The organism is Streptomyces sp. NPDC060209 (genome assembly GCF_042728155.1).
Taxonomy (GTDB): Bacteria; Actinomycetota; Actinomycetes; order Streptomycetales; family Streptomycetaceae; genus Streptomyces.
In genome coordinates this window covers 1-25,163 of the sequence record NZ_JBHWZS010000066.1, presented here as the reverse complement: position 1 = coordinate 25,163, position 25,163 = coordinate 1, and the positions used below count along the sequence as shown (strand labels likewise).

The following is a 25,163-nucleotide window of genomic DNA, read 5'->3' as shown; positions in this document are numbered from 1 at the left end:
TCCGTATCCCCGTGCTCCACCGCCCCTCCCCCGCGAAGTCCCGCTGCAAAGGAAGTCCGCCATGGCGCTACGGCGCATTCGTACCCGCGTGCCTCTGGCGCTCGGCGCAGCCGCGTTGCTGCTGTCCGGCTGCGCCAATCCGAGCACCGGCAGCAACACCGACGACCCCACGAAACCGGTCACGCTGAAGTTCTGGCACGGCTGGTCGGCGCCCGGGGAGGTCAAGGCGATCAACGAGAACATCGCCCGGTTCGAGAAGCTCCACCCGAACATCGACGTCGTCTCCACCGGCAATGTGAGCGACGAGACGATCAACCAGGCACTGCGCGCCGGCGGCGGCGACGCACCCGACGTGGTCACGTCCTTCACCACCAACAACGTCGGCCAGTACTGCTCCTCGGGCATGTGGGTGGATCTCGACCCCTTCATGAAGAAGAGCGGGATCGACAAGGCGAAGGTCTTCCCCAAGACCCTGCTGGACTACACGCAGTACGAGGGCGTCCAGTGCGCGACGCCCCTGCTCGCCGACGCGTTCGGCATGTACTACAACAAGGACGCCTTCGAGGCGGCGGGGATCACCCGGCCCCCGCGCACCATGTCCGAGATGAAGGCCGACGCGGTCAAGCTGACGCAGAAGAACAAGGACGGCTCGCTGAAGCGCGCCGGCTTCATGCCGAACTTCCAGCTCTACCAGAACTCCCCCGACCGGATGTTCGCGCAGTGGGGTCCTGAGTACTTCGACGACGAGGGCAAGGCGAAGCTCGCCGAGGAGCCCAAGACCGAGGACTTCTTCACCACCATGCGCGGCCTCACGGACGCGCAGGGCGGCTACCCGGCCATGGAGAGGCTCCGCGCCGGCTTCGGTGACGAGATGTCGTCGCAGAACGGCTTCCTGACCGGCAAACTCGCCATGCACCTGGACGGCGAGTGGCGTGGACTGATGCTCGACGAGGCCAAGGCGGAGTTCGACTGGGCGGTCGCCCCGCTGCCGGTCCCCGACGACCAGGCGGACACCTACGGGCGCGGTTATCTGACCGGCACCGTGGCCGGCATCGCGCACAGCAGCCGGCACCAGAACGCGGCTTGGGAGCTGGTGAAGTACCTGACGATCGACACCGAGCCGGTCGTCCACTTCGCCAACGCGATCCACAACGTGCCGTCCACGTTCGATGCGCTCGAATCGCCCGACCTGGACGCCGATCCGGCCTTCCGCGCCTTCATCGGGATCGCGCAGAACCCGCACAGCCAGGCCGTTCCGCCCTCGAACAACGGCGGGCAGTACATCAACTCGTTCGGGGACTTCTCGCAATCCGTCGAGGCGGGCAGGACCAAGGACCTGCACAGCGCCCTGAAGGAACTCGACGAACAGATCGACGCCGACAACGTCCAGTCGGAAAACTGAGGAGCCGAGTCATGGCACTTTCCCTCTCCACCCCGGCGAAGTCCGCCGAGCGGGCGACGGAACCCGCCCCCCGCAATTCCCCTCTGCGGCGCAAGCAGAACCGCGAGCGGCTGCGCACCCTGGGATTCCTCTCGCCCTGGCTGGTCGGATTCTCGGTCTTCTTCGGCTACCCGCTGATCGCGACCGTCTACTTCTCGTTCATGCACTACAACCAGATCAAGGCGCCCACCTACGTCGGGCTGCGGAACTGGAAGTACGTGCTGGAGCAGATGCCGCTGTTCGGCCCGGCCCTGTGGAACACGCTGTGGCTGGTCGTGGTGATGGTCGCGCTGCGCGTGGTCTTCGGCCTCGGCATCGGCCTCCTGATCACGAAGATCAAGACGGGTGTCGGGCTGTTCCGCACGGCCTTCTACATCCCCTACCTGGCCCCGCCCGTCGCGGCCACGGTCGCCTTCGTCTTCCTCCTCAACCCGTCCACCGGACCGGTCAACGAGATGCTGTCGTGGATCGGCCTGCACGGCCCGAGCTGGTTCAACGACCCGAACTGGTCGAAGCCCTCCCTGGTCCTGCTCTCCCTGTGGGGCATCGGCGACCTGATGGTCATCTTCATGGCCTCACTGCTGGACGTCCCGAAGGAGCAGTACGAGGCCGCCGATCTGGACGGCGCGGGCGCCTGGACGAAGTTCCGCTACGTCACCTGGCCCGCCATCACCCCGATCGTGCTGTTCGCCGTCGTCACCGGCGTCGTGCAGACGATGCAGTACTACACACAGGCCCTCGTCGCGGGAAAGCTCGCCTCGGGCGTCTCCATCGGCCCGGGCACGGTGATCCAGCCCGGCTATCCGGACCACTCCACCCTGACGGTGCCGCAGCTCGTCTATTCGATGGGCTTCCAGAACTTCAACACCGGTGCCGCGTGCGTGCTCTCACTCGTGCTCTTCGCCATTGCCATGGCCGTCACCCTTCTGCTGATGCGCAAGAGCGTCGGCCTCATCCCGGCGGAGGACTGAGATGACCACCACCACCCTGACCAGGCCGGACACCGCCGTGTCGAGCGGTCCGAGCCGCACCGACGCGGCCAGACACCGTCGTAAGCGCATCCTGAACTGGATCGCGGTCCACTCCGTGGCCGTCGCGCTCGCCCTGTTCTTCGTCCTGCCGTTCGTCTTCGTCTTCCTCACCTCGGTGATGAGCGACGGGCAGGCGATGAGCGGCGATCTGTGGCCGGACTCCTGGAACTGGTCGAACTACTCGACGGTCTTCCACACCCCCGGATTCCTCGACTGGTGGCGCAACTCGCTGGTGTACGCACTGCTGGGCACCGTGTTCACGGTCTGCTCATCGGTGCCGGTCGCCTACGCGCTGGCCAAGTTCCGTTTCCGCGGCCGGCGTACCGCGATGATCCTCGTCATCTCCACGATGATGCTGCCGCCGCAGGTCATCATCATCCCGATGTACCTGGTGTGGGCCCAGCAGTTCCACCTCTCGGGCTCGCTGTGGCCGCTGATCATTCCCATGGCGTTCGGGGACGCGTACTCGATCTTCCTGCTGCGGCAGTTCCTGCTCACCATTCCGCAGGAGTACATCGAGTCGGCGAAGGTCGACGGCTGCGGCGAGTTCCGCACCCTCCTCAAGATCGTCGTGCCGATGGCCAAGCCGGGGATCGCGGCCGTGGCGCTCTTCCAGTTCTTCTACTGCTGGAACGACTACTTCGGACCGCAGATCTACGCCGCCCAGAACCCCGGTGCCTGGACGCTGAGCTACGGCCTGGAGTCCTTCAAGAGCGCCCACGCGGTCAACTGGAACCTGACCATGGCCGCGACGCTGCTCGTCATGGCGCCGGTCATCATCGTGTTCTTCTTCGCACAGAAGGCCTTCGTAGAAGGCGTCACCCTCACCGGAGTAAAGGGCTGAGAATCATGAAGCTCGCAGTAGTTGGTGGCGGGTCCACCTACACCCCCGAACTGATCGACGGTTTCGCGCGGCTGCGGGACACCCTGCCGGTGGAGGAGCTCGTGCTCGTCGACCCGGCGGCAGACCGGCTGGAACTGGTCGGCGGCCTGGCGCGGCGGATCTTCGCCAAGCAGGGCCATCCCGGAAAGATCACCACCACCTCCGACCTGGACGCCGGGGTCGCCGACGCCGACGCGGTGCTGCTCCAGCTCCGCGTCGGCGGGCAGGCCGCCCGCAACCAGGACGAGACCTGGCCGCTCGAATGCGGCTGCATCGGCCAGGAGACCACCGGCGCGGGCGGTCTGGCCAAGGCGCTGCGCACGGTCCCGGTCGTCCTCGACATCGCCGAGCGGGTGCGCCGCACCAATCCCGACGCGTGGATCATCGACTTCACCAACCCCGTCGGGATCGTCACCCGGGCGCTGCTCCAGGCCGGGCACAAGGCCGTGGGCCTGTGCAACGTGGCGATCGGCTTCCAGCGCAAGTTCGCCGCGCTGCTCGACGTGACGCCCGGCGAGGTGCACCTGGACCATGTCGGGCTCAACCACCTGACGTGGGAGCTCGGGGTCCGCCTGGGCGGCCCGGACGGCGAGAACGTCCTGCCGAAGCTGCTCGCGGAGCACGGCGACGCGATCGCCGGCGACCTTCGCATGCCTCGGCAGATCGTCGACCGCCTCGGCGTCGTCCCCTCCTACTACCTGCGGTACTTCTACGCCCACGACGAGGTCGTGAGGGAGCTCGGCACGAAGCCGTCCCGCGCGGCCGAGGTCGCCGCGATGGAGAAGGAGCTCCTGGCGATGTACGGCGACCCGGCCCTGGACGAGAAGCCCGCACTGCTGGGCAAGCGCGGCGGCGCCTTCTACTCGGAGGCGGCCGTGGACCTCGCGTCCTCGCTGCTCGGCGGGGGCGGCTCCGCGGTGCAGGTGGTCAACACGTACAACAAGGGGACGCTGCCGTTCCTGCCGGACGACGCGGTGATCGAGGTCCAGGCCCGGGTCGACGGGACGGGCGCGACCCCGCTCGCCGTGCCCGCGCTGGACCCGCTGTACGCCGGGCTGATCGGGCACGTCACCGCCTACGAGGACCTCGCCCTGGAAGCCGCACTGCGCGGTGGCCGCGACCGGGTGTTCAAGGCTCTGATGGCCCACCCCCTGATCGGTCAGTTCGAGTACGCCGAGGCGCTCACCGACAAGCTGATCGCGCACAACCGGGAGCACCTGGCGTGGGCCTGACCGCACATGTGCTCGCGATCGACGCGGGCAACAGCAAGACCGACGTGGCCGTGATCGGTGCCGACGGCACGGTCCTCGGCTCCGCACGCGGAGGTGGCTTCCAGCCGCCGATCGTCGGGGTCGACGTGGCGGTGGACGGGTTGGCGGAGGCGGTCCGGCCCGCACTCGAGCGGGCCGGGGTGACCGGCGTCGAGCATGTGTCGGCCTGTCTCGCCAATGCGGATCTCCCGGTCGAGGAACAGGAGTTGGCCGAGGCGTTGCGGGCCCGTGGCTGGGGCCGGACGGTGGAGGTGCGCAACGACACCTTCGCGATACTGCGCGCGGGGGTCGACGAACCCCGTGGGGTGGCCGTGGTGTGCGGCGCGGGGATCAACTGCGTCGGTATGCGGCCGGACGGCGCCACCGCCCGCTTCCCCGCGATCGGCCGGATGTCCGGTGACTGGGGCGGCGGTTCGGGGCTCGCCGAGGAGGCGATGTGGTTCGCGGCGAGGGCCGAGGACGGCCGCGGCGAGCCGACCGAGCTGGTGCGGACGCTGCCAGGCCACTTCGGGCTCGACTCGATGTACGCGCTGATCGAGGCACTGCACCTGGGGCACATCCCGCACGAGCGTCGGCACGAGCTGACCCCGGTGCTGTTCTCCACCGGCGCGGCGGGCGACCGGATCGCCCGTGATCTGGTGGACCGGCTGGCCGACGAGGTCGTGGCGATGGCCTCGGTCTCGCTCACCCGCCTCGGCCTGCTGGAGGAGGAGGTACCGGTGGTGCTGGGCGGGGGCGTGCTGGCTGCCCGTCACCCGGCCCTGGACGGCCGGATCGCCGAACTCCTCGCCGTGCGCGCCCCGAAGGCGGTGGTACGGGTCGTCTCGGCACCCCCGGTGCTGGGCGCCGCGCTGCTGGGCCTGGACCACACGGGGGCCGCCCCGGAGGCGCACAAGAGACTGCGGGCGCAGTACGTCTGAGGAGCGGTGGGCGTGGGCGTCCCGGCGGTACGGCGCGGGACGCCCCTCGCGTACGGGAACCGATCAGTTGTCCCGGACGTGTTCATGGTGGGGGAGATCAGTCCGCTCGGAGCCGGCCCGGCCGATTGCCTTGATCGTTTGCGCTGGTCCTGATCGAATACGGGGACGACGCGGGATTTGGGCATTCCTGGTGGATACCGGCCCCTGGGGCCATACTTCTGGCCAGGACCAGTCATCCCCCGATCGGCCGGGGGGCCGGGTCGTCGTCAGTGACCGAGGGGGAGGTCAAGTGGCATACCCGCCGAGCGGGACCGCGCTGCGGGAGCCCGAGCCTGATCAGTCGTCCGCGCCCGTGACCGTACCCGCGCCGCGCCGCGGTGTCCCGTCCGTGGCCGTCGAGCGGCTGCGCGCCGCGGCGACGACCGAGCCGGGCAGGCTGCAGATCATCGGCGCCGTACTGGCCCTGCTGGTCGTGGTGTTCGGAGCGGTCACCTATCTGGAGATCTCCGGACGGGCCTCGTCCGCCGACGACGTGGTGACCCGCAGCCAGCCGCTGAGCGCGGACGCCGCGAGCATCTACCGTTCGCTGGCCGACGCGGACACGATGGCGGCGAGCGGCTTCCTGGCGGGAGCGCAGGAGCCCCCGGACGTGCTCGCGCGGTACGACGCGGACATCAAGGAGGCCTCCCGGCTGCTGGTCGAGGCCGCGGCGAGCACCGATGCCTCCACCTCGTCGCACCAGGAGATCACGGCGCTGAGCGAGCTGCTCCCCGTGTACACGGGCCTGGTCGAGCGGGCCCGGGCCAACAACCGGCAGGGGCTGCCGCTCGGCGGCGCCTACCTCCGGTACGCCAACCAGAAGATGACCAACGAACTCCTGCCGGCCGCCGAGCGGTTGTACGCCGCGGAGACCGGGCGGCTCGCCACCGACTCGGCCGACGCACGGCAGTTCCCCTTCCTCTCCCTGGGTGCCGGGGTCGTGGCACTGGCCGCGCTGGTGTGGATGCAGCGGCGCAACTACCGCAGGACGAACCGCGTCTTCAACCACGGGCTGCTCGCGGCGACGGCCGCGGCCACGGTGGTCCTGCTCTGGCTGGCCGTGGGACACACGGTGGCCAGGGCCGAACTGCGCGGCGCGATGGTGCACGGGCAGGCGTCACTCGATGTCCTCAACAAGGCACGGATCAACTCGCTGAAGGCACGCGCCAATGAGAACCTCACCCTGGTCGCCCGTGGTGCAGTACTCACCCCGGACGGCACGCAGGACCAGTACGAGACCGACTACAGCACCGGCATGAAGGCACTCGACGCACAGCTCAAGAGCGCGAAGAAGCTCGCCGACGACGTCACGGGGCGCGAGCCGGTGGGCGACGCCGTCGACGGCGTGTCCGAGTGGCAGGACCGCCACAAGAAGGCCCGGACGACGGACGACCGGGGTGACTACGACAGTGCGCTGCAGCAGGTCATCGGCGCGGAGGACTCCACGGGTGAGTCCTTCGAACAGGTCGACGACGCGCTGGAGCGGGCCCTCGCCCATGAACAGGACGAGTTCGACGCGGCGGCCGACGACGGGCGCGGGGCGCTGGGCGGACTGCCGGCCGGAGCGGCGGTCCTCGCCGTACTGGCTGCGGCCGCCGCGATCGTCGGGGTCAACCGCAGGCTCTCGGAGTACCGGTGAGGGGACGAGGGATGACCAGGGCGAAAGGCTGGGCGCGCGGCAGGCTGCGCGGCTGGGGCGGTGTGACAGGCATGGCGGTGGCCTGTGCCGTCACCGCCTCGCTCACCCTGCTGCCGCTGGCACACGGCGACGGGACGTTCGGCGGGCAGAGCGCGGGCCACGGAGCCGACTCCGCGGTGCCCGCCGAGGCCGAGGAGTGCAAGGACCCGGAGGCGAGCCTGCCGGCGAAGGACTCCGACGGCCCGAGCATCGAGAAGATCAGGGCGCGCGGGAAGCTGATAGCGGGCGTCGACCAGAACAGCTTCCAGTGGGGTTACCGGAACCCGGAGAGCCGCACGCTCGAAGGCTTCGACATCGATCTCGTGCACGCGATCGCGGAGGACATCCTCGGTGACCGCGACGCGGTGATCTTCCGCGCCATCCCCACCAACCAGCGCATCTCCGCGCTGGAGAACGACAAGGTCGACGTCGTCGTCCGGACGATGACGATCAACTGCAAGCGCATCGGCCAGGTGGCGTTCTCCACGGCCTACTTCCAGGCCGGTCAGCAGGTCCTGGCGCCCAGGACGTCCACGATCGACGGCTACGACGAGTCGCTGAAGGGCAAGCGGGTCTGCACGGCGGAGGGCTCGACGGCGTACGACGCGCTGAACGAGAACTCCTTCGGCGCGATCTTCAAGGACGAGCACGACGGGACCGATCAGGACGAGGACCAACTGACCGTCCCCAACCAACTCGACTGTCTGGTGCGGCTGCAGCTCGGCGAGGTCGACGCGGTGGTCACGGACAACGCGCTGGCCGCCGGTCAGGCGGCCCAGGACCCCGCGGTGGAGCTCAAGGGCGACAAGCCGTTCACGACCGAGTACTACGGCGTCGCCGCGAAGCTCGGCGCCGATGACCTGGTGGCCCGGGTCAACCACGTGCTGGACGAGTACCGTCGGGGCGGCGACGGCAGCCCCTGGATGACGTCGTACCGTGCATGGCTGGCGGAGGGGCTGCCCGGCATCGAGGGCCCCCCGGCGCCCAAGTACCGGAACAACTGAACCTGTCCGGGCCCCAGGTCCGGCGGAACGAGCGGAGAGGTGATCGATGGGCGTCGCGGGATCCTTCCCCAGCTTCGCGGGGAGGCCCCCAGGCCCGGTCATGGGCCGGGACGAGGCGGACCGTACGCTGGCCCGGCTCGGTGCGGAGCACGAGGCCATCGAGACCTCGCTCTTCGCCCTGGAGGAACATGCCGGGCGCCGGCTCCTGGAGGGCGCCGCTCTGGCCGGTGTCACCAAGGAACGCTGGGCCTCCACCCAGCAGTCGATCAACCTGCTCTGGAGGTACTTCGACACCTACACCGGGACACTGGCCTCGGCCCGTGAGATCCGGGCCAGGCGCCGTTACCCCGGCAGGAGCGACCTGGTGGCCCTGACCGACCTCCTGCGCGGCGACGGTGTGACCGTGGCGAACCAGGGAGCGGCCGGAGCGGGCGCCCCGCTCACCGGTGCGGCCAGGCTCTCCGAGCGGTTCACGCTGGAGGAGCTGGTCGCCCGTATGAACGACCTGTACGCCCACGCACTGGACATGGTCCTCGCGTCGGACTCCGTGTGGTCGGCGCTGCCCGCCCGGATAGACCTGCTGGCCGCCGAGCTGCGCCGCACCCGCTCGCTGGCGCACTCCGTCGGGGTGCGGCCCGGGGAGCACCCGGCCGGTGACGACCTGGAGTCCATCGCCGAGGAGCTGACCACGCTGCGGGTGCAGGTGGTCTCCGATCCGCTGGCGTTCTGGATGCCGGGCCCCGGCAGCGCCGCGCCCGGCGGAGGGCGGCCCGACACCGTGCGCTACGACCGGGCGGCCCGCGCCCTGGAGGACGTGCGCCGGGAGATCGAGGCGGTGCTCGCGGTCCGGCAGGACGCCGAGCAGCGGCTGCTCCAGGTGCGTGACCTGCTGTCGCGCGCGAACCGTACGCTCGCCGAGGCCCGGTTGGCGCGCGGCGAGGTGCTGGCGAAGATCGCCGCCTCCGAGGTGCCCGCGGTCAGCGGACCGCCGACCGCGTTGCAGGAGCGGCTTGCGACGGCGGCGTCGTACCGCAGGCACTCCCAGTGGAACCGGCTGTCGCCGCTGCTGGAATCGCTGGAGCGGGAGGCGGAGGAGGAGCTGATGCGCGCCCGGGAGTCGCTGACGTCCGTCACCGAGCCGCTCGCGGTCCGTGCGGAACTGCGCGGCAGACTCGACGCGTACAGGGCGAAGGTGGTCCGGCACGGTCTCGCGGAGGACCCGCTCCTGATCGAGCGCTACGACGCGGCCCGACGGATGCTGTGGAGCGCGCCGTGCGATCTGCGGGTCGCCGAACAGGCGGTGCTGCGCTATCAGCACGCCGCCGCGGATCTGCTGACACCGCGCCGTCCGGACGAGCACGACGGACACGGGGAGACATCATGAGTACGGAGTGCCAGCGCCCCTCGTGCGAGGGCAGCTACGAGGACATGGGCGGCGGCGAGCTGTTCTGCGGCACCTGCGGCCTCGCGCCGGTCGTGTCGCCGACGGGCATGGTGAGTTCGCCGCCCACCGGCATCGCGGGCGGCGGCAGGGCGGCCGGCGGCAGGGGGAGCAGCAGCGCCTCGCAGCGGACCGGTTCGCAGGCGTCCGCGCGCTCCTCGTCCCGCTCGTCGACCTCCCGGCGGTCCGTGTCGGGGCGGCTCTCCCGCTCCTTGTCCGGACGCTCCACGTCCCGCTCGGTGTCGGTGCGCTCCTCGGGCACCTCGACGGGCTCCGCCTCCGGGCGCGGCAGGCTGGGCGCGGGCCTGGTGCTCGTCCCCGACGTACCGCGGCCCGATCCGCACACCGCGGTGATGGAGAAGCCCGAGGTCCCCGAGCGGAAGCGATTCTGCTCGCGCTCCGACTGCGGCGCGCCCGTGGGCCGGGCCCGCGGGGAACGGCCGGGCCGCACCGAGGGGTTCTGCACCAAGTGCGGCCACCCCTACTCCTTCGTGCCCAAGCTGCGCGGCGGTGACATCGTGCACGGGCAGTACGAGGTGGCGGGCTGCCTGGCGCACGGCGGGCTCGGCTGGGTCTATCTCGCGGTGGACAGGGCGGTCTCCGACCGCTGGGTGGTCCTCAAGGGCCTGCTGGACACCGGGGACCAGGACGCCATGGCGGCGGCCATCTCCGAGCGGCGCTTCCTCGCGGAGATCGAGCACTCCAACATCGTCCGCATCTACAACTTCGTGGAGCACCTCGACCAGCGCACGGGTTCGCTCGACGGCTACATAGTGATGGAGTACGTCGGCGGGAAGTCGCTCAAGGAGATCGCGAACGAGCGCCGCACACCGGCCGGGAAGCGGGACCCGCTGCCGGTCGAGCAGGCATGCGCGTACGGGATCGAGGCGCTCGAGGCGCTCGGCCACCTGCACAGCCGCAACCTCCTGTACTGCGACTTCAAGGTCGACAACGCGATCCAGACCGAGGACCAGCTCAAGCTCATCGACATGGGCGCGGTCCGCAGGATGGACGACGACGAGTCGGCCATCTACGGCACGGTCGGCTACCAGGCGCCCGAGGTGGCCGAGGCCGGTCCGTCCGTGGCCTCCGACCTCTACACGGTCGCGCGGACGCTCGCCGTACTGACCTTCGACTTCCAGGGGTACACGAACGTCTTCCTGGACTCGCTGCCCGATCCGGACAACATCGAGGTGTTCCGGAGGTACGAGTCGTTCTACCGGCTGCTCGTGCGGGCCACCGACCCGGATCCGGCCCGCCGCTTCTCCTCGGCCACGGAGATGGCGGAGCAGCTGACCGGTGTGCTGCGGGAGGTGATCGCCCTGCAGACGGGGCGTCCTCGCCCGGCGCTCTCGACCCTGTTCGGTGTGGAAATGCGAGTGACGGACACGGAGTTGTTCGCGGAGCTGACCGGCGAGGTGTCGCGGCTCGGCGTGCGGACGGCCCCGTCGGGTAGCACGGGGCGCTTCGGACGCCGCCGGGGTGCGGTAGCCCCGGCAGCCGCCCTCCCCGCCCCGGCACTGACCGCGGCTGCCGCCGCTCCCGCCGTCGCGGCCCCGCAGGCCGTGGGCGCCGCCCCGCTGTACGCGCCCGACACCCATGTCCGGGGCGGGAGCGGGTCCGCGGGTGGCGCGGTGGCGTACGCGCAGCACCGGGCGTCCGTCCCTGCGCCTCGCGCGGCGGTTCCGGACCCCGGTGCGCCACCGGCCGCGTACCCGGGCACCGGTCCCCGGCTCGCCACGTTCGACGCGCGGGCGACCTCGCTGGCCCTGCCGGTCCCCCGGGTCGATCCGAACGACCCCAACGCCGGCTTCCTCGCCGGGGTGATGGCGTCGGCCCCCGCTGAGCTGATCGCCGCCCTGCACTCCGTGCCCGCAGCGTCGTTGGAGACCCGGCTGCGGGAGCTGCGTGCCCGCCTGGAGATGCGTGAACTCGACTCCGCCGTGCGTGCGCTGACCGCGGTGGAGGCTGAGCACCCGGACGACTGGCGGGTCGTCTGGTACCGCGGAATCACCTCGCTGGTGACCGGTGACGACGAGAACGCCGCGCTGTCCTTCGACGCGCTCTACGACGCCTTCCCGGGCGAGCCGGCGCCGAAGCTCGCGCTGGGGGTCTGCGCGGAGGTACTGGGGCAGCTGGACAACGCCGCCGAGTACTACCGCCTGGTGTGGGCGACGGACCCGAGCTTCGTCAGCTCGGCGTTCGGTCTGGCCCGGGTGCAGATCGCCGCCGGGGACCGGGCCGCAGCGGTGCGCACCCTGGAGTCGGTTCCGGAGTCGTCGATCCACTACACGGCGGCCCGGGTGGCCGCGGTGCGGGCCAGGCTCCGTGAGCGGGCCCCCCACGAGCCGCTGATCCACGATCTGTCCGCCGCCGCGGACCAGGTGACCGCCTTGCAGGGCTACGGCCTGGACGCGGTGAGACGTGAACAGTTGTCGGCCGAGGTACTGGGTACGGCACTTGACTGGGTACTCTCCGGTAGTCCCATGGCTCAGCCGGCGGATCCGTCCTCCCCCGCAGCCGCGGGACCGAGGACGGTGCTGGGCAGCGAGCTGGACGAGCGGGGCCTCAGGTCCGGTCTCGAACGCTCGTACCGGATGCTCGCCCGGCTCGCGCAGCGGGGCGACGAGAGGATCGAACTGGTGGAGCGGGCCAACCGTCTCCGCCCCCGGACCTGGGTGTGAAGATGTCACAGAGCCACCAGCAGGCCTCCTTGCCGGGGTGCCCCAGCTGCGAGGAACCGCTGGAGTCGGGCGACCGCTTCTGCGGAGCGTGCGGATACGACCTCTCGGCCGTGCCCGCCCCTCCCGGTGACCGTCCGACGGTCGCCATCACGGTGCCCGCGCAGGGCGTCGCCGCGCCTGTCGCCGCCGGGCAGGTGGAGTGGCCGCGAGCCTCCGAGACCGACAGCTCCGACCTGCCGGCTCCGACGCACCGCCCGGCCGACCTGCCGGGCGTGGACTCGGGCGGAAAGCCCCTGCCCACCGCGGACCGGGCAGCGGTCCGCTTCGACGAGCCGGACTCTCCGGAAGGCACCGCCCCCGGTGGTCCGGACAGCTCCTCGGGCGACTTCGAACTGGCCGCGCCCGACCCCCGTACCGCGGAGCACGCCACCGCCGGTGGCTCGGCGGTCGGCTCCAAGGTCTGCGTGGCCTGCCGCTCGGGCCATGTGGACACCGACGGCTACTGCGAGAACTGCGGCCACGCCCAGCCCCGTGAGCGTGACCACATGGAGCAGGAACTCGGTTCGGTGGCGGCGGTCAGCGACCGGGGGCTGCGCCACCACCGCAACGAGGACTCGTTCGCGGTGTCCTCCACCGCCCTGCCGGACGGTTCCCCGGCCGTCGTCGCCATCGTGTGCGACGGCGTCTCGTCGGCGAGCCGCCCCGACGAGGCGTCGGCCGCGGCGGCGAGCGCGGCCAACGAGTCCCTGCTGGAGTCGCTGCCGCGCGGTACGCATCCGCAGCAGGCGCTGCACGAGGCGATCCTGGCCGCCTCCGAAGCCGTCAACTCACTGGCCCAGGAGCCCGGTCAGGCGCTGGAGCACGATCAGCACCGTCATCAGAACGCCCCGGCCTGCACCCTGGTCGGCGCGATCATGGCGGGCGGCCTGCTCGTCGTCGGCTGGGTCGGCGACAGCCGCGTCTACTGGGTCCCCGAGGACCGCTCCCAGCCGCCGGCCCGGCTCACGGAGGACGACTCCTGGGCCGCGCAGATGGTGGCGGCCGGCCTCATGAACGAGGCGGAGGCGTACGCCGACGAGCGCGCCCACGCCATCACGGGCTGGCTCGGCGCCGACGCGTACGAGCTGGAGCCGCACACCGCGTCCTTCAAACCGGACCGGCCCGGCCTGGTGGTGGTGTGCACCGACGGCCTGTGGAACTACGCGGAGGCGGCTGCGGAGATGGCCGCGGCCGTACCGCCCGAGGCATTCGAACGGCCTTTGCACGGCGCCCAGGTGCTGGTCGGTCACGCGCTGGACGGCGGGGGCCACGACAACGTAACAGTGGCGCTGCTGCCGTTCGCAGTGGCGGCGCGAGGGGCAGGATCGGCCTGAGCCGCACTCGGTCCGCCGGCGCCCTGCCGGCGCTCCGCCCTGTCTCCATGCCCTTCCGTCCCGCGCCCACGTCCCGCGCCCCACGTCCCGCGCGCCCTCAGTCCTGAACTCTGTCCGCATATCTGTCTTCGTCTGACATACGTGGAGCCTCAAGGAGCCGATCAGATGGCCAACTTCTCCAAGTCCAACGTGCCGCAGTTCTCCGTCGAGGTGTACCAGAACGAGTACCTGCCCGAGGGCGGCCGCGACGTCAACGCGATCGTCACCGTCACCTCCACGGGCGGCGGTACGACCGGCGGCGTGCCGCTGGCCGACGGTGTCCCGGCATCCGCGCGCGTCCCGGGGCAGGCTCCGAACGCCGCCGTGGTGCTCATGGTCGACTGTTCGGGCTCGATGGACTACCCGCCGACGAAGATGCGCAACGCGCGCGACGCGACGGCGGCGGCCATCGACACCCTGCGTGACGGCACCCGGTTCGCCGTCGTCGCGGGAACCCATGTGGCCAAGGACGTGTACCCGGGCAACGGGCAGCTGGCGACGGCCGACCCGCGGACCAAGGCCCAGGCGAAGGAGGCCCTGCGTCGGCTGAGCGCGGGCGGGGGCACCGCGATCGGGACCTGGCTGCGGCTGACCGACCGGCTGCTCGGGGCCGCCGAGGTGGACATCCGGCACGGCATCCTCCTCACCGACGGGCGCAACGAGCACGAGTCCCCGGAGGATCTGCGGGCCGCGCTGGACTCCTGTGCGGGCCGGTTCACCTGTGACGCGAGAGGTGTCGGCACCGACTGGGAGGTGAAAGAGGTCACAGCGATCGCCTCGGCCCTGCTCGGCACGTCGGACATCGTCGCCGATCCTGCGGGCCTCGCCGCGGACTTCACACAGATGATGGAGAACGCGATGGGCAAGGAGGTCGCGGACGTCGCGTTGCGGCTCTGGACACCCGTCGGCGTCGAGATCGTGTTCGTCAAGCAGGTGGCACCCACGGTCGCCGAACTGACCGGCCGCCGCACCGAGGCGGGACCGCGCGCCGGCGACTATCCGACCGGCTCCTGGGGCGACGAGTCCCGGGACTACCACGTGTGCGTCAGGGTTCCGGAGGCCGGGATCGGCCAGGAGATGCTGGCGGCCCGGGTCTCACTCATCCTTCCGCCCTCGTCGGACGGCGGCACTCCGCAGACCCTCTCGCAGGGCCTCGTGCGGGCCGTCTGGACGGACGACATGGTCGCGTCGACCTCGATCAACCCCCAGGTGGCGCACTACACAGGACAGGCGGAACTGGCGCAAGTCATCCAGCAGGGACTGGATGCGCGCAAATCGGGAGACTTCGACGGCGCGACGGCGAAACTGGGCCGTGCGGTGCAGCTCGCTTCGGCCTCCGGAAATGCGGATACTGCGAAACTGCTTTCGAAGGTGGTCGACGTCGTCGACGCGGCGACCGGTACTGTGCGACTGAAAGCGAGGGTCGCGGAAGCGGACGAGATGACACTCGAAACGCGCTCGACCAAGACAGTTCGCGTCAAGAAATAGCGGCACGAACGACAACGACACAACCGTACGGAGAGCCGCCCCGGCCGACCGGACGGTGCACCGACAAGCATGGCGGCCTCCGGGCCGGACGAGGAGAGGGGGAAGCGCCGACATGCCGACCTGCCCGAACGGACACCAGTCGGGTTCCGAGGACTGGTGCGAGGTCTGCGGACATCGCATGGCCGGGACGAGCGCGCCCGCGGGCGCGGTCCCGCCGCCGCCTCCCCCGCCGCCCGCGCCCGGTTACGGCTATCCGCCGCCGGGCGGGGAGCCGACCGCACAGGCCGAGCTCTGCCCGCAGTGCCGCACCCCGCGTGAGGCGATGGCGCCGTACTGCGAGGAGTGCCGCTGGAACTTCCTCACGAACACTGCGACGTCGTACACCCCGCTGGCCCCGCAGGGCGGCGCCGGCGGACCGGCGCCCGGGCTGAATCTGCCGCCCGGCTTCCAGGCGCAGCAGGGCCCGCCGCAGCAGCAGCGGGACCCGTTCGAGTACCAGAGCTCCCGGCCTTCCCAGATGAACCGGCCGGCGGAGCCGCTCTCTCCGGAGCAGGCCGGCCGGCCGGGTCCGCCGCCGCCCCCGCCCTCCTTCCAGCAGGGGCCGCCGCCTCCGCCGTCGTTCCAGCAGCAGTCGCCGTCCCCGTTCGAGCCGCAGGGACAGCAGGGCCGGAGCCCGCAGGGGCCCCCGTCCGCGTTCGAACCGCAGGGCTCTCCGTCGCCGTTCGGACCGCAGGGCTCGCCGTCCCCGTTCGAGCCGCAGGGCCGTCCGGGCCAGCCGGGCCAGCAGGTCCCGGGCCAGCACGGACCCGGTCAGGGTGGCCCTGGCCCTCAGGGCCCCGGTCAGCAGGGCCCCGGCCAGCAGGGTCCCGGTCAGCCCGGCCCGCCGTCGCCGTTCGAGCCGCAGCGGCAGGGGCCGCCTCCCCCGCCGTCGTTCCAGCAGCAGTCCGCGCCGCCGGCGCCCCAGCGGCCGCAGGCGCCGGGGACCGGCGGGGGTGACGACTGGATGCTGCCGCCGCCCTCGCAGCAGCAGCCTCCGGCCGCCTTCCAGCAAGGCCCGCAGACGCCACAGGCACCGCAGGCGCCCCAAGCCGCACAGGCGCCCCAGCCCCCGCAGCAGCAGTTCCCCGGCCAGGGCCCCGCCCAGGTCGGACGGGACCAGGGCCCGGGCAGCTGGACGGCCGTCGTCGCCCCGGACCGTGACTACTTCCTGGCGATGATGCAGCGCAGCGGCCCCGAGGCGACCGGGCTCAACCTGCCCGCGTACTCCCCGGAGCAGCACCTTGCGCTCACCGGCAACCAGATCACCATCGGCCGCCGCCGGCACAGCACCGGCGAGTCCCCCGACATCGATCTCGCCGTGCCGCCGGAGGACCCGGGTGTCTCGCACCAGCACGCCGTGCTGGTGCAGCAGCCGGACGGCAGCTGGGCGGTCGTCGACCAGAACTCCACCAACGGCACCACGCTCAACGGCGCCGAGGACCCGATCCAGCCCTATGTCCCCGTCCCGCTGCAGGACGGCGACCAGGTGCATGTCGGGGCCTGGACGACGATCACGGTCCGCCGCGACTGACCTGACGGGGCAACCCCGCCCGCCGATACGGACCGGGGTCCTAGGACCCCGGTCCTCGGCCGGTGCGTCTGCGACCATGGACGGGTGACAGAGATTCCGCGCGACACGCTTCAGGAGCAGACCTTCTACGAGCAGGTCGGCGGCGAGGAGACGTTCCGGCGCCTGGTCCACCGCTTCTACCAGGGCGTCGCGGACGACCCGCTGCTGCGGCCGATGTACCCGGAGGCGGACCTCGGCCCGGCCGAGGAACGGTTCGCGCTGTTCCTGATGCAGTACTGGGGCGGTCCGCGCACCTACAGCGACCAGCGGGGTCATCCCCGGCTGCGGATGCGGCACGCCCCGTTCCAGGTGGACAGGGCGGCGCACGACGCCTGGCTCGGCCACATGCGGGTGGCGCTCGACGAGCTCGGTCTTCCACCCGAGCACGAGCGGCAGTTGTGGGACTACCTCACCTACGCCGCCGCCTCGATGATCAATACCGCGGGCTGAGCCGGTGTGCGGAATCCGGTGCTCCGCAGCCGAATAACGGTCACGATCCCATCAAGGTGCGCCCACAAGCGGTTTCCAGGAGCCCGTGCACTCTGAAAGCATCCGTTACACGCCGGGGGGCGTGCGGGGCGTGCGGCTGCTGAGGTTCGGGGGATCAGGTGACGGGGTTCGTCCTTCTGCGGGTACGTGCGCACCGGCTCCTGCTCAGCGCGGCGGTCCTTGCCGTCCTGCTCACCACCTGTGTGCTGGCCTCGCTCACCGCGTTCTCCGGTTCCATAGGTGACGCCGCCCTGCGGCACACGCTCACCCACCGCTCCGCCGAGCAGGCCACCCTCTTCGTCTCCGCCGACATGGACCGGGACAAGCGCGAGGAGGCCGACGCCACGGTGCGCCGGACGGCCGGCGACACGTTCGACGGGCTGCCGGTCACCGTAAGGAAGCTGGAGAGCTCGGGGCCGTACGCGCTGCCGCGCGGCCTCCAGGCGCCTGCCGCGAAGCGCGGCCAGCCCGACCTGACGCATCTCGCCTCGCTCGACCGCAGCCGTGTCCGCCTCACCGCGGGACGCATGCCGGACGCCGGGGCCGGGGGCGCGAAGGAACCCGTGCAGGTGGCACTGCCGCGCACCGCCGCCGAGGCTCTGAAGCTGAAGCCGGGCTCCCGCATCACCCTCACCGACCGGCTGAACGAGGTACCGCTGCCGGTCGAGGTTACGGGTCTCTACGAGGCGTCCGACCTGGACGACCCGTACTGGCAGCTGGACCCGCTCGGCGGGCGCGGCACCCGCAAGGTCGTCTTCACCACCTACGGCCCCCTGCTGGCCGACCCTGCCGTCCTCGGTTCCGGCCGGGTCAGCGCCGGTCCGGTGTCCTGGCTGGCCGCCGCCGACTTCCGTACCGTGACGACCGGCCGGACCGACGCGCTGCACGAGGCATCGACGAACGGGCCGAAGGCACTCTCCGCCTCTACGGTGTTCGGGGACGGGGTGACGGTGCGGACCTCGCTGCCGACCGTCATCGACCAGATCGAGCGGGCGCTGCTGGTGTCCCGCTCGACGATCATGATCGTCGCCGTGCAGCTGGTCCTGCTCGCCGGGTACGCCCTGCTGCTCGTGGCCAGGCTGCTGAGCAGCGAGCGTGGCGGCGAGACCGAACTGCTGCTGGCCCGGGGCGGATCCAGGGGCCGGATCGCCGCGCTGGCCGCGATCGAGGCGCTGCTGCTCGCGGTGCCCGCCGCCGTCGTCGCGCCGCTCCTCGCCGGTCCGCTGACCAGGCTGCTGGCGAACCGGAGCGAGCTCGGCCGCATCGGGCTGCGGCTCGACGGCGGAGTGGACGGCACGGTCTGGCTGGTGGCGGGCGCCGTCGCGCTGGCGTGCGCGCTCGCCGTGGTGGCGCCCGCCCTGACGGCGGGCGCGGGAGGGCGCCGGGGCTCCCGGGCCGCGTCGCTGCCCACACCGGTGCGGGCGGGCGCCGACATCGGGCTGCTGCTCATCGCCGGGGTGGCGTACTGGCAGCTGGACCGGCAGACCGGGGCGTCCGGCAGCGGTGCGCTCAGCGGCGACCGGAAGGGCGAGCTCGGCATCGATCCACTCCTGGTCGCCGCCCCCGCGCTTGCCCTGCTCGCGGGCACCGTGCTGACCCTGCGTCTGCTCCCCCCTGCCGCCCGGCTCGCGGAACGCCGTGCGGCGGGCGGCCGTGGACTGTCCGCGGCCCTGGCGGGCTGGCAGTTCAGCCGCCGGCCGCTGCGGGGAGCCGGACCGGTGCTGCTGCTGGTCCTGTCGGTCGCGATGGGCATGCTGGCCATCGGCCAGAGCGCGTCCTGGGACCGTTCGCAGCACGACCAGGCGGACTTCAGGTCGGGCGCGTCGGTGCGCATGGTTGGCGCGCTGTCCGGCGATACGGCGAAGGCCGCCGCGTACACGGACCTGCCGGGCGTGCGGGAGGCGGCTCCCGCGTTCCGCACGACGGCCGATCTCTCCGGCGGGCGGACGGCCGAGGTGCTCGCCCTGGACACCGTGCACGCGGACGAGCGGATGCTGATGCGCGAGGACCTCTCCGGCACGTCACCGCAGGAGCTGTTCGACGCGATCGCCCCGCCGAGGACCGCGCGGACCGGGGTCGTCCTGCCCGAGGGCAGTGAGCGGGTGCTGTTCGATCTGCGGGTCAGTGACACCTCGGCGCCCGGCGGGAAGTCCCCGTCCGGTTCGACGGCGCTGGTCAGTGTGTTGCTGGAGGACCGTTACGGCATCGGGTACCGGATCGGGGCGGGCACCGTCCCCGTCGACGGCCGCGCGCACGCCGTGTCCTTCCCCGTGGCGGCGTCGGGTGAACTGGCGGTGACCGGCTTCGAGCTGGACGGTGATGTGCCCGCCGTCCGCTCCGAGAAGCGGCTGGTCTCCGTGGCGGGGCTCCGCGCCCTCACCGCGGACGGGAGCGAGCAGCCGGCGCCCCCTTCGGCGGGGGTGCGCTGGCAGGCCGCGACGACCGTGTCCGAGAACAGCGAGTCGCGCCCCGGCGAGACGGCTCAGGAGGTGACCGGCTCGGGCGCCGCCCCGTCCTTCCGGTACGGCACAGGGGCCACCCCGCCGGACGACTCCTTCTTCGGCGGCGGCGCCGCGGCCGGCACCCTCCGGATCACCGCTGTCCGCCCGGCGGCCCCCGCGCTGAAAGCCGTGGCCACCGACGCGTATCTGACGTACGCGGGGGCGAAGCCTGGCCAGGAGATCGACCTCACGCTGGCGGGCAACACGGTCCGGGTCACTCTCGTGAAGTCGGTGCGGCAGCTCCCGACCACCGGCCCCGGGGCGGTCGCCGGCGTGCCCGAGGGCGCCTCGGAGGAGTCGTCCACGAAGGCGGGCGGCAGTCTGCTGCTGGACCTCAGGGCGGTGTCGGAGGTGCTCGCCCACAGGTCGGGGGCCACCCTCGCGCCCACCGAGTGGTGGCTGAGCACCGCACCCGGCGACGGCGCGGAGGTGGCGTCGGAACTGCGCGCGCTGCCCGGCACCGATCCCGCGCAGGTACGGGTCCGGGACGAGGTGGCGCGGGAGCTGGCCGACGACCCGCTGGGGGCGGGCCCGCAGTCCGCGCTGCTGGCCGTCGCCGTGGTGGCCGCCGCGCTGGCCGCGGTCGGGTTCGCCGTCGGCCTCGTGGGCTCGCAGCGCGAACGGGCCGCCGAATTCGCGGTGTTGCGGGCGCTCGGCGCGCCCCGCCGCCGGCTGGCCCGGATGATGGCCGCCGAACAGGGCGTACTGATCGCCCTGGCCCTGCTGATCGGTCTCGCCCTCGGGGCGGTGCTCACCAGGGCCGTCGTGCCGCTCGTCGTACTGACCGGGCAGGCCGCCAGGCCCGTACCGGACGTGCTGGTGCTGCTGCCCGCCGGACAGGTCGCGGTCCTGCTCGCCTCGGTCGCCGCACTTCCGCTGCTGATCGTCGCGGCGACCACACTGCGCCGCGCAGATCCTGCGGTGTCGCTGCGCCACCAGGGGGACAACTAGATGAACGCCGCCAAGATCCCGGCCGCCTGCGCTCCTTGGGTGCGTACGAGGCTGCGTACCGCCCCCGGCATCTCCGCCGCCCTGGCGGTCCTGGTGTTCCTGACCGCCTTCCTCGCCGCCGCGTTCCCGCGTTCCGTGGACGCGTACGAGACGAAGGCGCTGCGCCATGACGTCACGACCGCTTCGCCGGGGCAGAGCGTGCTGGAGGTGACGACGCTGCCGCCCGCGCTCGGGCAGGCGCCCTCGGTCCGTGAGAGCGCGATGCGGGAGAAGGCCCTGTCGTCGGCCCACCGCGCACTGATCAAGGTGCTCCCCGATCCCGTACGCGCCGATGTGCCCGCCTCGTCGTACGGGGTGCACACCACGAAGCCCCTCGTCGCGGACGAGCCCTGGCTGCCCCGCCCCGACGCGGTGCCGCCCCGGCTCACCTACGCCGCCCCGTCGGCGCTCGCCGACCACGGCACCCTGCGGTCGGGGCGCTGGCCCGTGGCGCGGGACGCGGTGACGCTGGACACCCGTGAGGTGGAGGCGGCCGTCACCGAGGAGACGGCCACGGAGCTGAAGATGAAGCCGGGCTCCACCGTCTCGGTGCCCACCCTGCGCGGGGCGCCGCTCACCGTACGCGTCACCGGCATCGTCACTCCGCTGCACCCGAAGAGCGGCTACTGGGCGGTCGACCCGCTGTTCCGCGCCCCGTCCCTGGTCAGGGACCCCGGGTCCCCGACGCCTGTCTTCTACTGGCGGGGCACGCTGCTCCTGCCTCAGGACACAGGTCCGGCGCTGCTCGCCACCACTGGCGAGCCGGAGATGTACTGGCGCCTCGCACCGGACGCCTCGGGCCTCACATCGGCCGACGTACCCGGGCTGGAGACCGGCGTCGCGGCGGTGGAGAACGGCCCCGGGCTGCTGGAGCTGCGCGACATCGCCGGGCCGAACACCACGCTCACGACCGACCTCGACGCCATCCTCGGCGCCTATTCCTCGATGCGCGCCTCCATCGGCCCCGTCGTCACGGTCGCCGCCGTCGGCATCGGCGTGGTGGCCGGCGTCGTCCTGCTGATGACGGGCGGGCTGATCAGTGCCCGCCGCCACCACGAGCTCGCCCTGCTGCGCTCCCGCGGCGGCTCGCTGCGGGGCATGAGCGGGCGGCTGCTCGCCGAGACGGCGGTGGCCGTGGTGCCGGCGACGGCGCTCGGTCTGCTGGCCGCCGTGCTGCTCGTCGGCGAGGCCCGGTTCCTGCCCGCCCTGACGGGTGCCGCGGCCGTCGCCGCCCTCGTCTGCGTGGTGCTGCCGCTCCGCACGGCCCTGCACCACCGCAGGCCGCTGCTGCACGGCGCCCGCGACGACGTGATGAACGCCAGGCCCACCCGGCGCCGTACGGTGACCGAACTGACCCTGCTCGTCCTGGCGGTCGGCGCCGTCGCGGCACTGCGCCGCCGCGGTACGTCGACGGGCGCGGGCGCCGATCTGCTGGTCAGTGCCGCGCCCGTCCTGGTGGGGCTGATCGCCGCACTCGTTCTCGTACGGCTGTATCCACTGCCGCTGCGGCTGGCCGCGCGCCCCGTGGCGCGGCTGCGCGGAGCGGTCGGCTTCCTGTCACTGGCCCGTGCGGGCCGGGCCTCGTCCAGCGGCACGCTGCCCCTGCTGGCCCTGCTGATCGCACTGACCACGGCGGCGTTCGGCGGCTCGGTGCTCGCGGGGGTCGCGGACGCGCGTGACGAAGCGGCGCTGCGGGCGGTCGGCGCGGACGCCAGGATCAGCGGGGAGGGCGGGCTGTCCCCGGTCTCAGACGGCCTCATCCGTCAGGTGCGGGAGATGGACGGCGTCGACGACGTCGCGCCCGTACGCATCGAGTACGCGACTCCGCTCGCGGCGTCCGAGGACGTCAGGTCGGACACGAAGCGCGCCACCCTCATGGGCGTCGAACCGAATTCGTACGCGCGCCTGGCCCGCGGCACCGGGCTGCCGGCCTTCCCCACGGCCTCGCTGAGGAACGGTCAGGGGCAGGACGGGGCGCTTCCCGCGATCGTCTCGCCCGCGCTCTCGGAGCGGCTCGGTGAACAGCCGCGCACCATCCGGTCGCAGGCCGGGGACATCACCGTGCGGGTCGCCGGGGTGCTCCCGCGCACCTCCGCGGTGAGCGATTCGGAGTTCCTGATCGTCGACGCGAAGGGGCTCGCCCTGGCGGACCCCACGACGCTGCTGGTCACCGGGTCCTCGCTCGACGGCCGGCAGCTGCTGGCCGCCGCGCGGGAGGCGGGACCGGAGTTCGGGGTGCGGCTGCGGTCGGCGGAGCGCGAGCGGTTCGTGGACACCCCGATGCAGTCGGGCGCCGAACGGATCTACGGGGCGGCTGTCGTGGCGGGCGCCGGATACGCGCTGCTCGCCGTGCTTCTCTCCCTGCTGCAGACCGCGCCGGAGCGCACCACGCTCCTGGCCCGGCTGCGCACCATGGGGCTCACCACCCGGCAAGGGCGGCGGCTCCTCGCGTTCGAGGCGATGCCGCAGGCGCTGCTGGCCGCCTTCGGCGGGCTCCTCGTCGGCTGGGCGACCATCGCCCTGCTGGCCCCCGGCATCGACCTGGGCGCGCTGGCACTGGCCGGCGGCGACCCCTCGACGCCGCAACCGGCTTCACTGCGGGCCGACCTCCGGTCGCTGGCGCTTCCGGCGGTCGGTGTGGTCGTCCTCGCCGCCGCCGTTGCCGGTGTCCAGGCGTGGTGGGCGAGCCGCCGTGGCTCGATCAAGGAACTCAGGGCAGGAGACACCCGGTGACATCATCGACAGAGACCACCCTGGCGGAACTCGAGCAGCGGGCCGCCGCACGCCGCGACCGGCCTTCGTACGGGCACGACGCCCTGATCGCCTGCGACCGGCTGGTGCGCATCTTCTCCACGGACGGTGTGGAGGTGCAGGCGCTCCAGGGGCTCGATCTGCTGGTGACCGAGGGCGAGTTGATGGCTCTGGTCGGCGCCTCGGGCAGTGGGAAGTCGACTCTGATGAACATCCTGGCGGGTCTGGACGTCCCCACGGCCGGGTCGGCGAAGGTGGCGGGCTGCGACCTGCTGGCGATGGGTCAGAAGGAACGGCTGCGCTACCGCCGTAACGTCGTCGGGTTCGTCTGGCAGCAGACCTCCCGCAATCTGCTGTCGTATCTGACCGCCGTCCAGAACATCACGCTCCCCATGCAGCTGCGCGGGGGCGGCCGGAACCGCGAACGGGCCGCGCGGGCCGAGTCGTTGCTGACGATGCTGGACGTCGCGGACTGCCGCGACCGGCGCCCCGCCCAGATGTCCGGCGGCCAGCAGCAGCGGGTGGCCGTCGCGGTCGCCCTCGCCAACAACCCCTCGGTGCTGCTCGCCGACGAGCCGACCGGTGAGCTGGACTCCGCGACGGGCGAGCAGGTGTTCGCCGCGTTCCGCCGTGCCAACGAGGAGCTCGGCACGACGATCGTGATCGTCACCCACGACCAGGCGGTGGCGAGCGAGGTGCGCCGTACGGTCGCGATCCGCGACGGCCGTACGTCCTCCGAAGTGCTGCGGCGCACCGAGGTGGACGCGGCGACGGGGCAGGAGTCCCAGGTGGCGCGGGAGTACGCGATGCTCGACCGGGCGGGCCGGCTGCAGCTGCCCGCCGACTACACCGAGGCGCTGGGCATGGAGCACCGGGTGATGCTGGAGCTGGAGCAGGACCACATCGGGGTGTGGCCGGACGCCGCGAAGGAGTAGACCCGGCGTCGTGAGGACCGCGGACGAGCGCGCCGGAGGCCCGGTACAGGAGCCTCAGACGGTCCCGACCGTCACGGCGAGCGTGCCGAGGCCGCCACCCGCGCCCCGCAGGGCGATCGAGCCGAACGGCGTACGCAGCCGCAGCCACGAACCGGCCGTGAGCAGCGCGACGGGGAAGTCCGGCGCCGGGCGCAGGAAGCCGAGGGACTGGGCGGCGTGCACGGCGCGCAGCGGCAGCTCCGTGTCCCCGACCGTCCGGGACCAGATGTCGCGGCCGATCAGGTCGCGTTCCGCCCGGGTGCGCCGGTCCTCGGGCAACGCCGCGTCGCGGGACCGGAATTCGGCCACGGCGTCGGTGAGCCGGGTGCGCAGGTCGACGGGCCCGGGCAGTCCGGGACGTTCCTGCCAGCCGCCGCGCGGCGGCAGCATCCCCGCCCACGGGGGCCCGGTGACAGGAGCCGGCAGCGCGCTCACGCCGGCCGGGTCGTCGACTCCGTCCGTGTTCAGAGATTCGAGGAGTTCACCGGCCGAGACCGTGACGTCGAAGTCGTGGGCCCCTGACAGCCGGGCCGTCCGGATCGCGAGGACCTCGAACG

17 protein-coding genes are annotated in these 25,163 nt (G+C 72.2%); 16 read left to right on the top strand and 1 reads right to left on the bottom strand.

Annotated elements, in window-relative coordinates:
* Positions 1-61 precede the first annotated feature (61 nt).
* The 16 genes from ACFWFI_RS15510 to ACFWFI_RS15435 all read left to right on the top strand — a co-directional run bounded on the left by ACFWFI_RS15510 (position 62) and on the right by ACFWFI_RS15435 (position 24,567).
* Positions 62-1,402: an ABC transporter substrate-binding protein gene (locus ACFWFI_RS15510; protein ID WP_387389738.1), complete on the top strand. Its 1,341-nt coding sequence runs from the start codon at positions 62-64 to the stop codon at positions 1,400-1,402.
* Between the two features lie 11 nt (positions 1,403-1,413).
* Complete coding sequence (locus ACFWFI_RS15505) at positions 1,414-2,412, top strand: carbohydrate ABC transporter permease (RefSeq protein ID WP_387389735.1); 999 nt, start codon at positions 1,414-1,416, stop codon at positions 2,410-2,412.
* A 1-nt stretch (position 2,413) separates the two neighbouring features.
* The gene (locus tag ACFWFI_RS15500) at positions 2,414-3,316 is read left to right on the top strand and encodes a carbohydrate ABC transporter permease (protein ID WP_387389733.1); all 903 of its coding nucleotides are present in this window, start codon (positions 2,414-2,416) and stop codon (positions 3,314-3,316) included.
* Between the two features lie 5 nt (positions 3,317-3,321).
* Complete coding sequence (locus tag ACFWFI_RS15495; RefSeq protein WP_387389731.1) at positions 3,322-4,587, top strand: 6-phospho-beta-glucosidase; 1,266 nt, start codon at positions 3,322-3,324, stop codon at positions 4,585-4,587.
* The gene (locus tag ACFWFI_RS15490; RefSeq protein WP_387389728.1) at positions 4,578-5,546 is read left to right on the top strand and encodes an N-acetylglucosamine kinase; all 969 of its coding nucleotides are present in this window, start codon (positions 4,578-4,580) and stop codon (positions 5,544-5,546) included. Before ACFWFI_RS15495 ends, ACFWFI_RS15490 begins: the two co-directional genes overlap by 10 nt.
* Positions 5,547-5,835: 289 nt before the next feature.
* The gene (locus ACFWFI_RS15485; RefSeq protein ID WP_387389726.1) at positions 5,836-7,224 is read left to right on the top strand and encodes a hypothetical protein; all 1,389 of its coding nucleotides are present in this window, start codon (positions 5,836-5,838) and stop codon (positions 7,222-7,224) included.
* Between the two features lie 11 nt (positions 7,225-7,235).
* Entirely contained in the window at positions 7,236-8,267 is a 1,032-nt protein-coding gene (locus tag ACFWFI_RS15480; RefSeq protein WP_387389724.1) for a glutamate ABC transporter substrate-binding protein, read from the top strand.
* Between the two features lie 46 nt (positions 8,268-8,313).
* A complete protein-coding gene (locus ACFWFI_RS15475) occupies positions 8,314-9,651 on the top strand; it encodes a hypothetical protein (protein WP_387389723.1) in 1,338 nt (445 codons plus the stop codon).
* Positions 9,648-12,392: a serine/threonine-protein kinase gene (locus ACFWFI_RS15470; RefSeq protein WP_387389721.1), complete on the top strand. Its 2,745-nt coding sequence runs from the start codon at positions 9,648-9,650 to the stop codon at positions 12,390-12,392. Before ACFWFI_RS15475 ends, ACFWFI_RS15470 begins: the two co-directional genes overlap by 4 nt.
* Before the next feature lie 2 nt (positions 12,393-12,394).
* Complete coding sequence (locus ACFWFI_RS15465) at positions 12,395-13,765, top strand: PP2C family serine/threonine-protein phosphatase (protein ID WP_387389718.1); 1,371 nt, start codon at positions 12,395-12,397, stop codon at positions 13,763-13,765.
* A 165-nt stretch (positions 13,766-13,930) separates the two neighbouring features.
* Positions 13,931-15,292 carry a vWA domain-containing protein gene (locus ACFWFI_RS15460; RefSeq protein WP_387389716.1) on the top strand — a complete coding sequence of 454 codons (1,362 nt, stop codon included), beginning with the start codon at positions 13,931-13,933 and terminating at the stop codon, positions 15,290-15,292.
* A 112-nt stretch (positions 15,293-15,404) separates the two neighbouring features.
* The gene (locus ACFWFI_RS15455) at positions 15,405-16,862 is read left to right on the top strand and encodes an FHA domain-containing protein (RefSeq protein WP_387389713.1); all 1,458 of its coding nucleotides are present in this window, start codon (positions 15,405-15,407) and stop codon (positions 16,860-16,862) included.
* Positions 16,863-16,946: 84 nt separating this feature from the next.
* Entirely contained in the window at positions 16,947-17,351 is a 405-nt protein-coding gene (locus ACFWFI_RS15450; RefSeq protein WP_387389712.1) for a globin, read from the top strand.
* A 158-nt stretch (positions 17,352-17,509) separates the two neighbouring features.
* A complete protein-coding gene (locus tag ACFWFI_RS15445; protein ID WP_387389709.1) occupies positions 17,510-20,842 on the top strand; it encodes an FtsX-like permease family protein in 3,333 nt (1,110 codons plus the stop codon).
* Positions 20,843-23,614 (top strand): FtsX-like permease family protein, encoded by a 2,772-nt coding sequence (locus ACFWFI_RS15440; RefSeq protein WP_387389707.1) that lies wholly within the window; start codon positions 20,843-20,845, stop codon positions 23,612-23,614.
* The gene (locus ACFWFI_RS15435; protein WP_387389705.1) at positions 23,611-24,567 is read left to right on the top strand and encodes an ABC transporter ATP-binding protein; all 957 of its coding nucleotides are present in this window, start codon (positions 23,611-23,613) and stop codon (positions 24,565-24,567) included. Before ACFWFI_RS15440 ends, ACFWFI_RS15435 begins: the two co-directional genes overlap by 4 nt.
* A gap of 54 nt (positions 24,568-24,621) precedes the next feature.
* On the opposite strand, the gene ACFWFI_RS15430 is transcribed toward ACFWFI_RS15435, so the two are convergent.
* Positions 24,622-25,163: hypothetical protein (locus ACFWFI_RS15430; RefSeq protein WP_387389702.1), on the bottom strand; the 542-nt coding region annotated here is incomplete at its 5' end.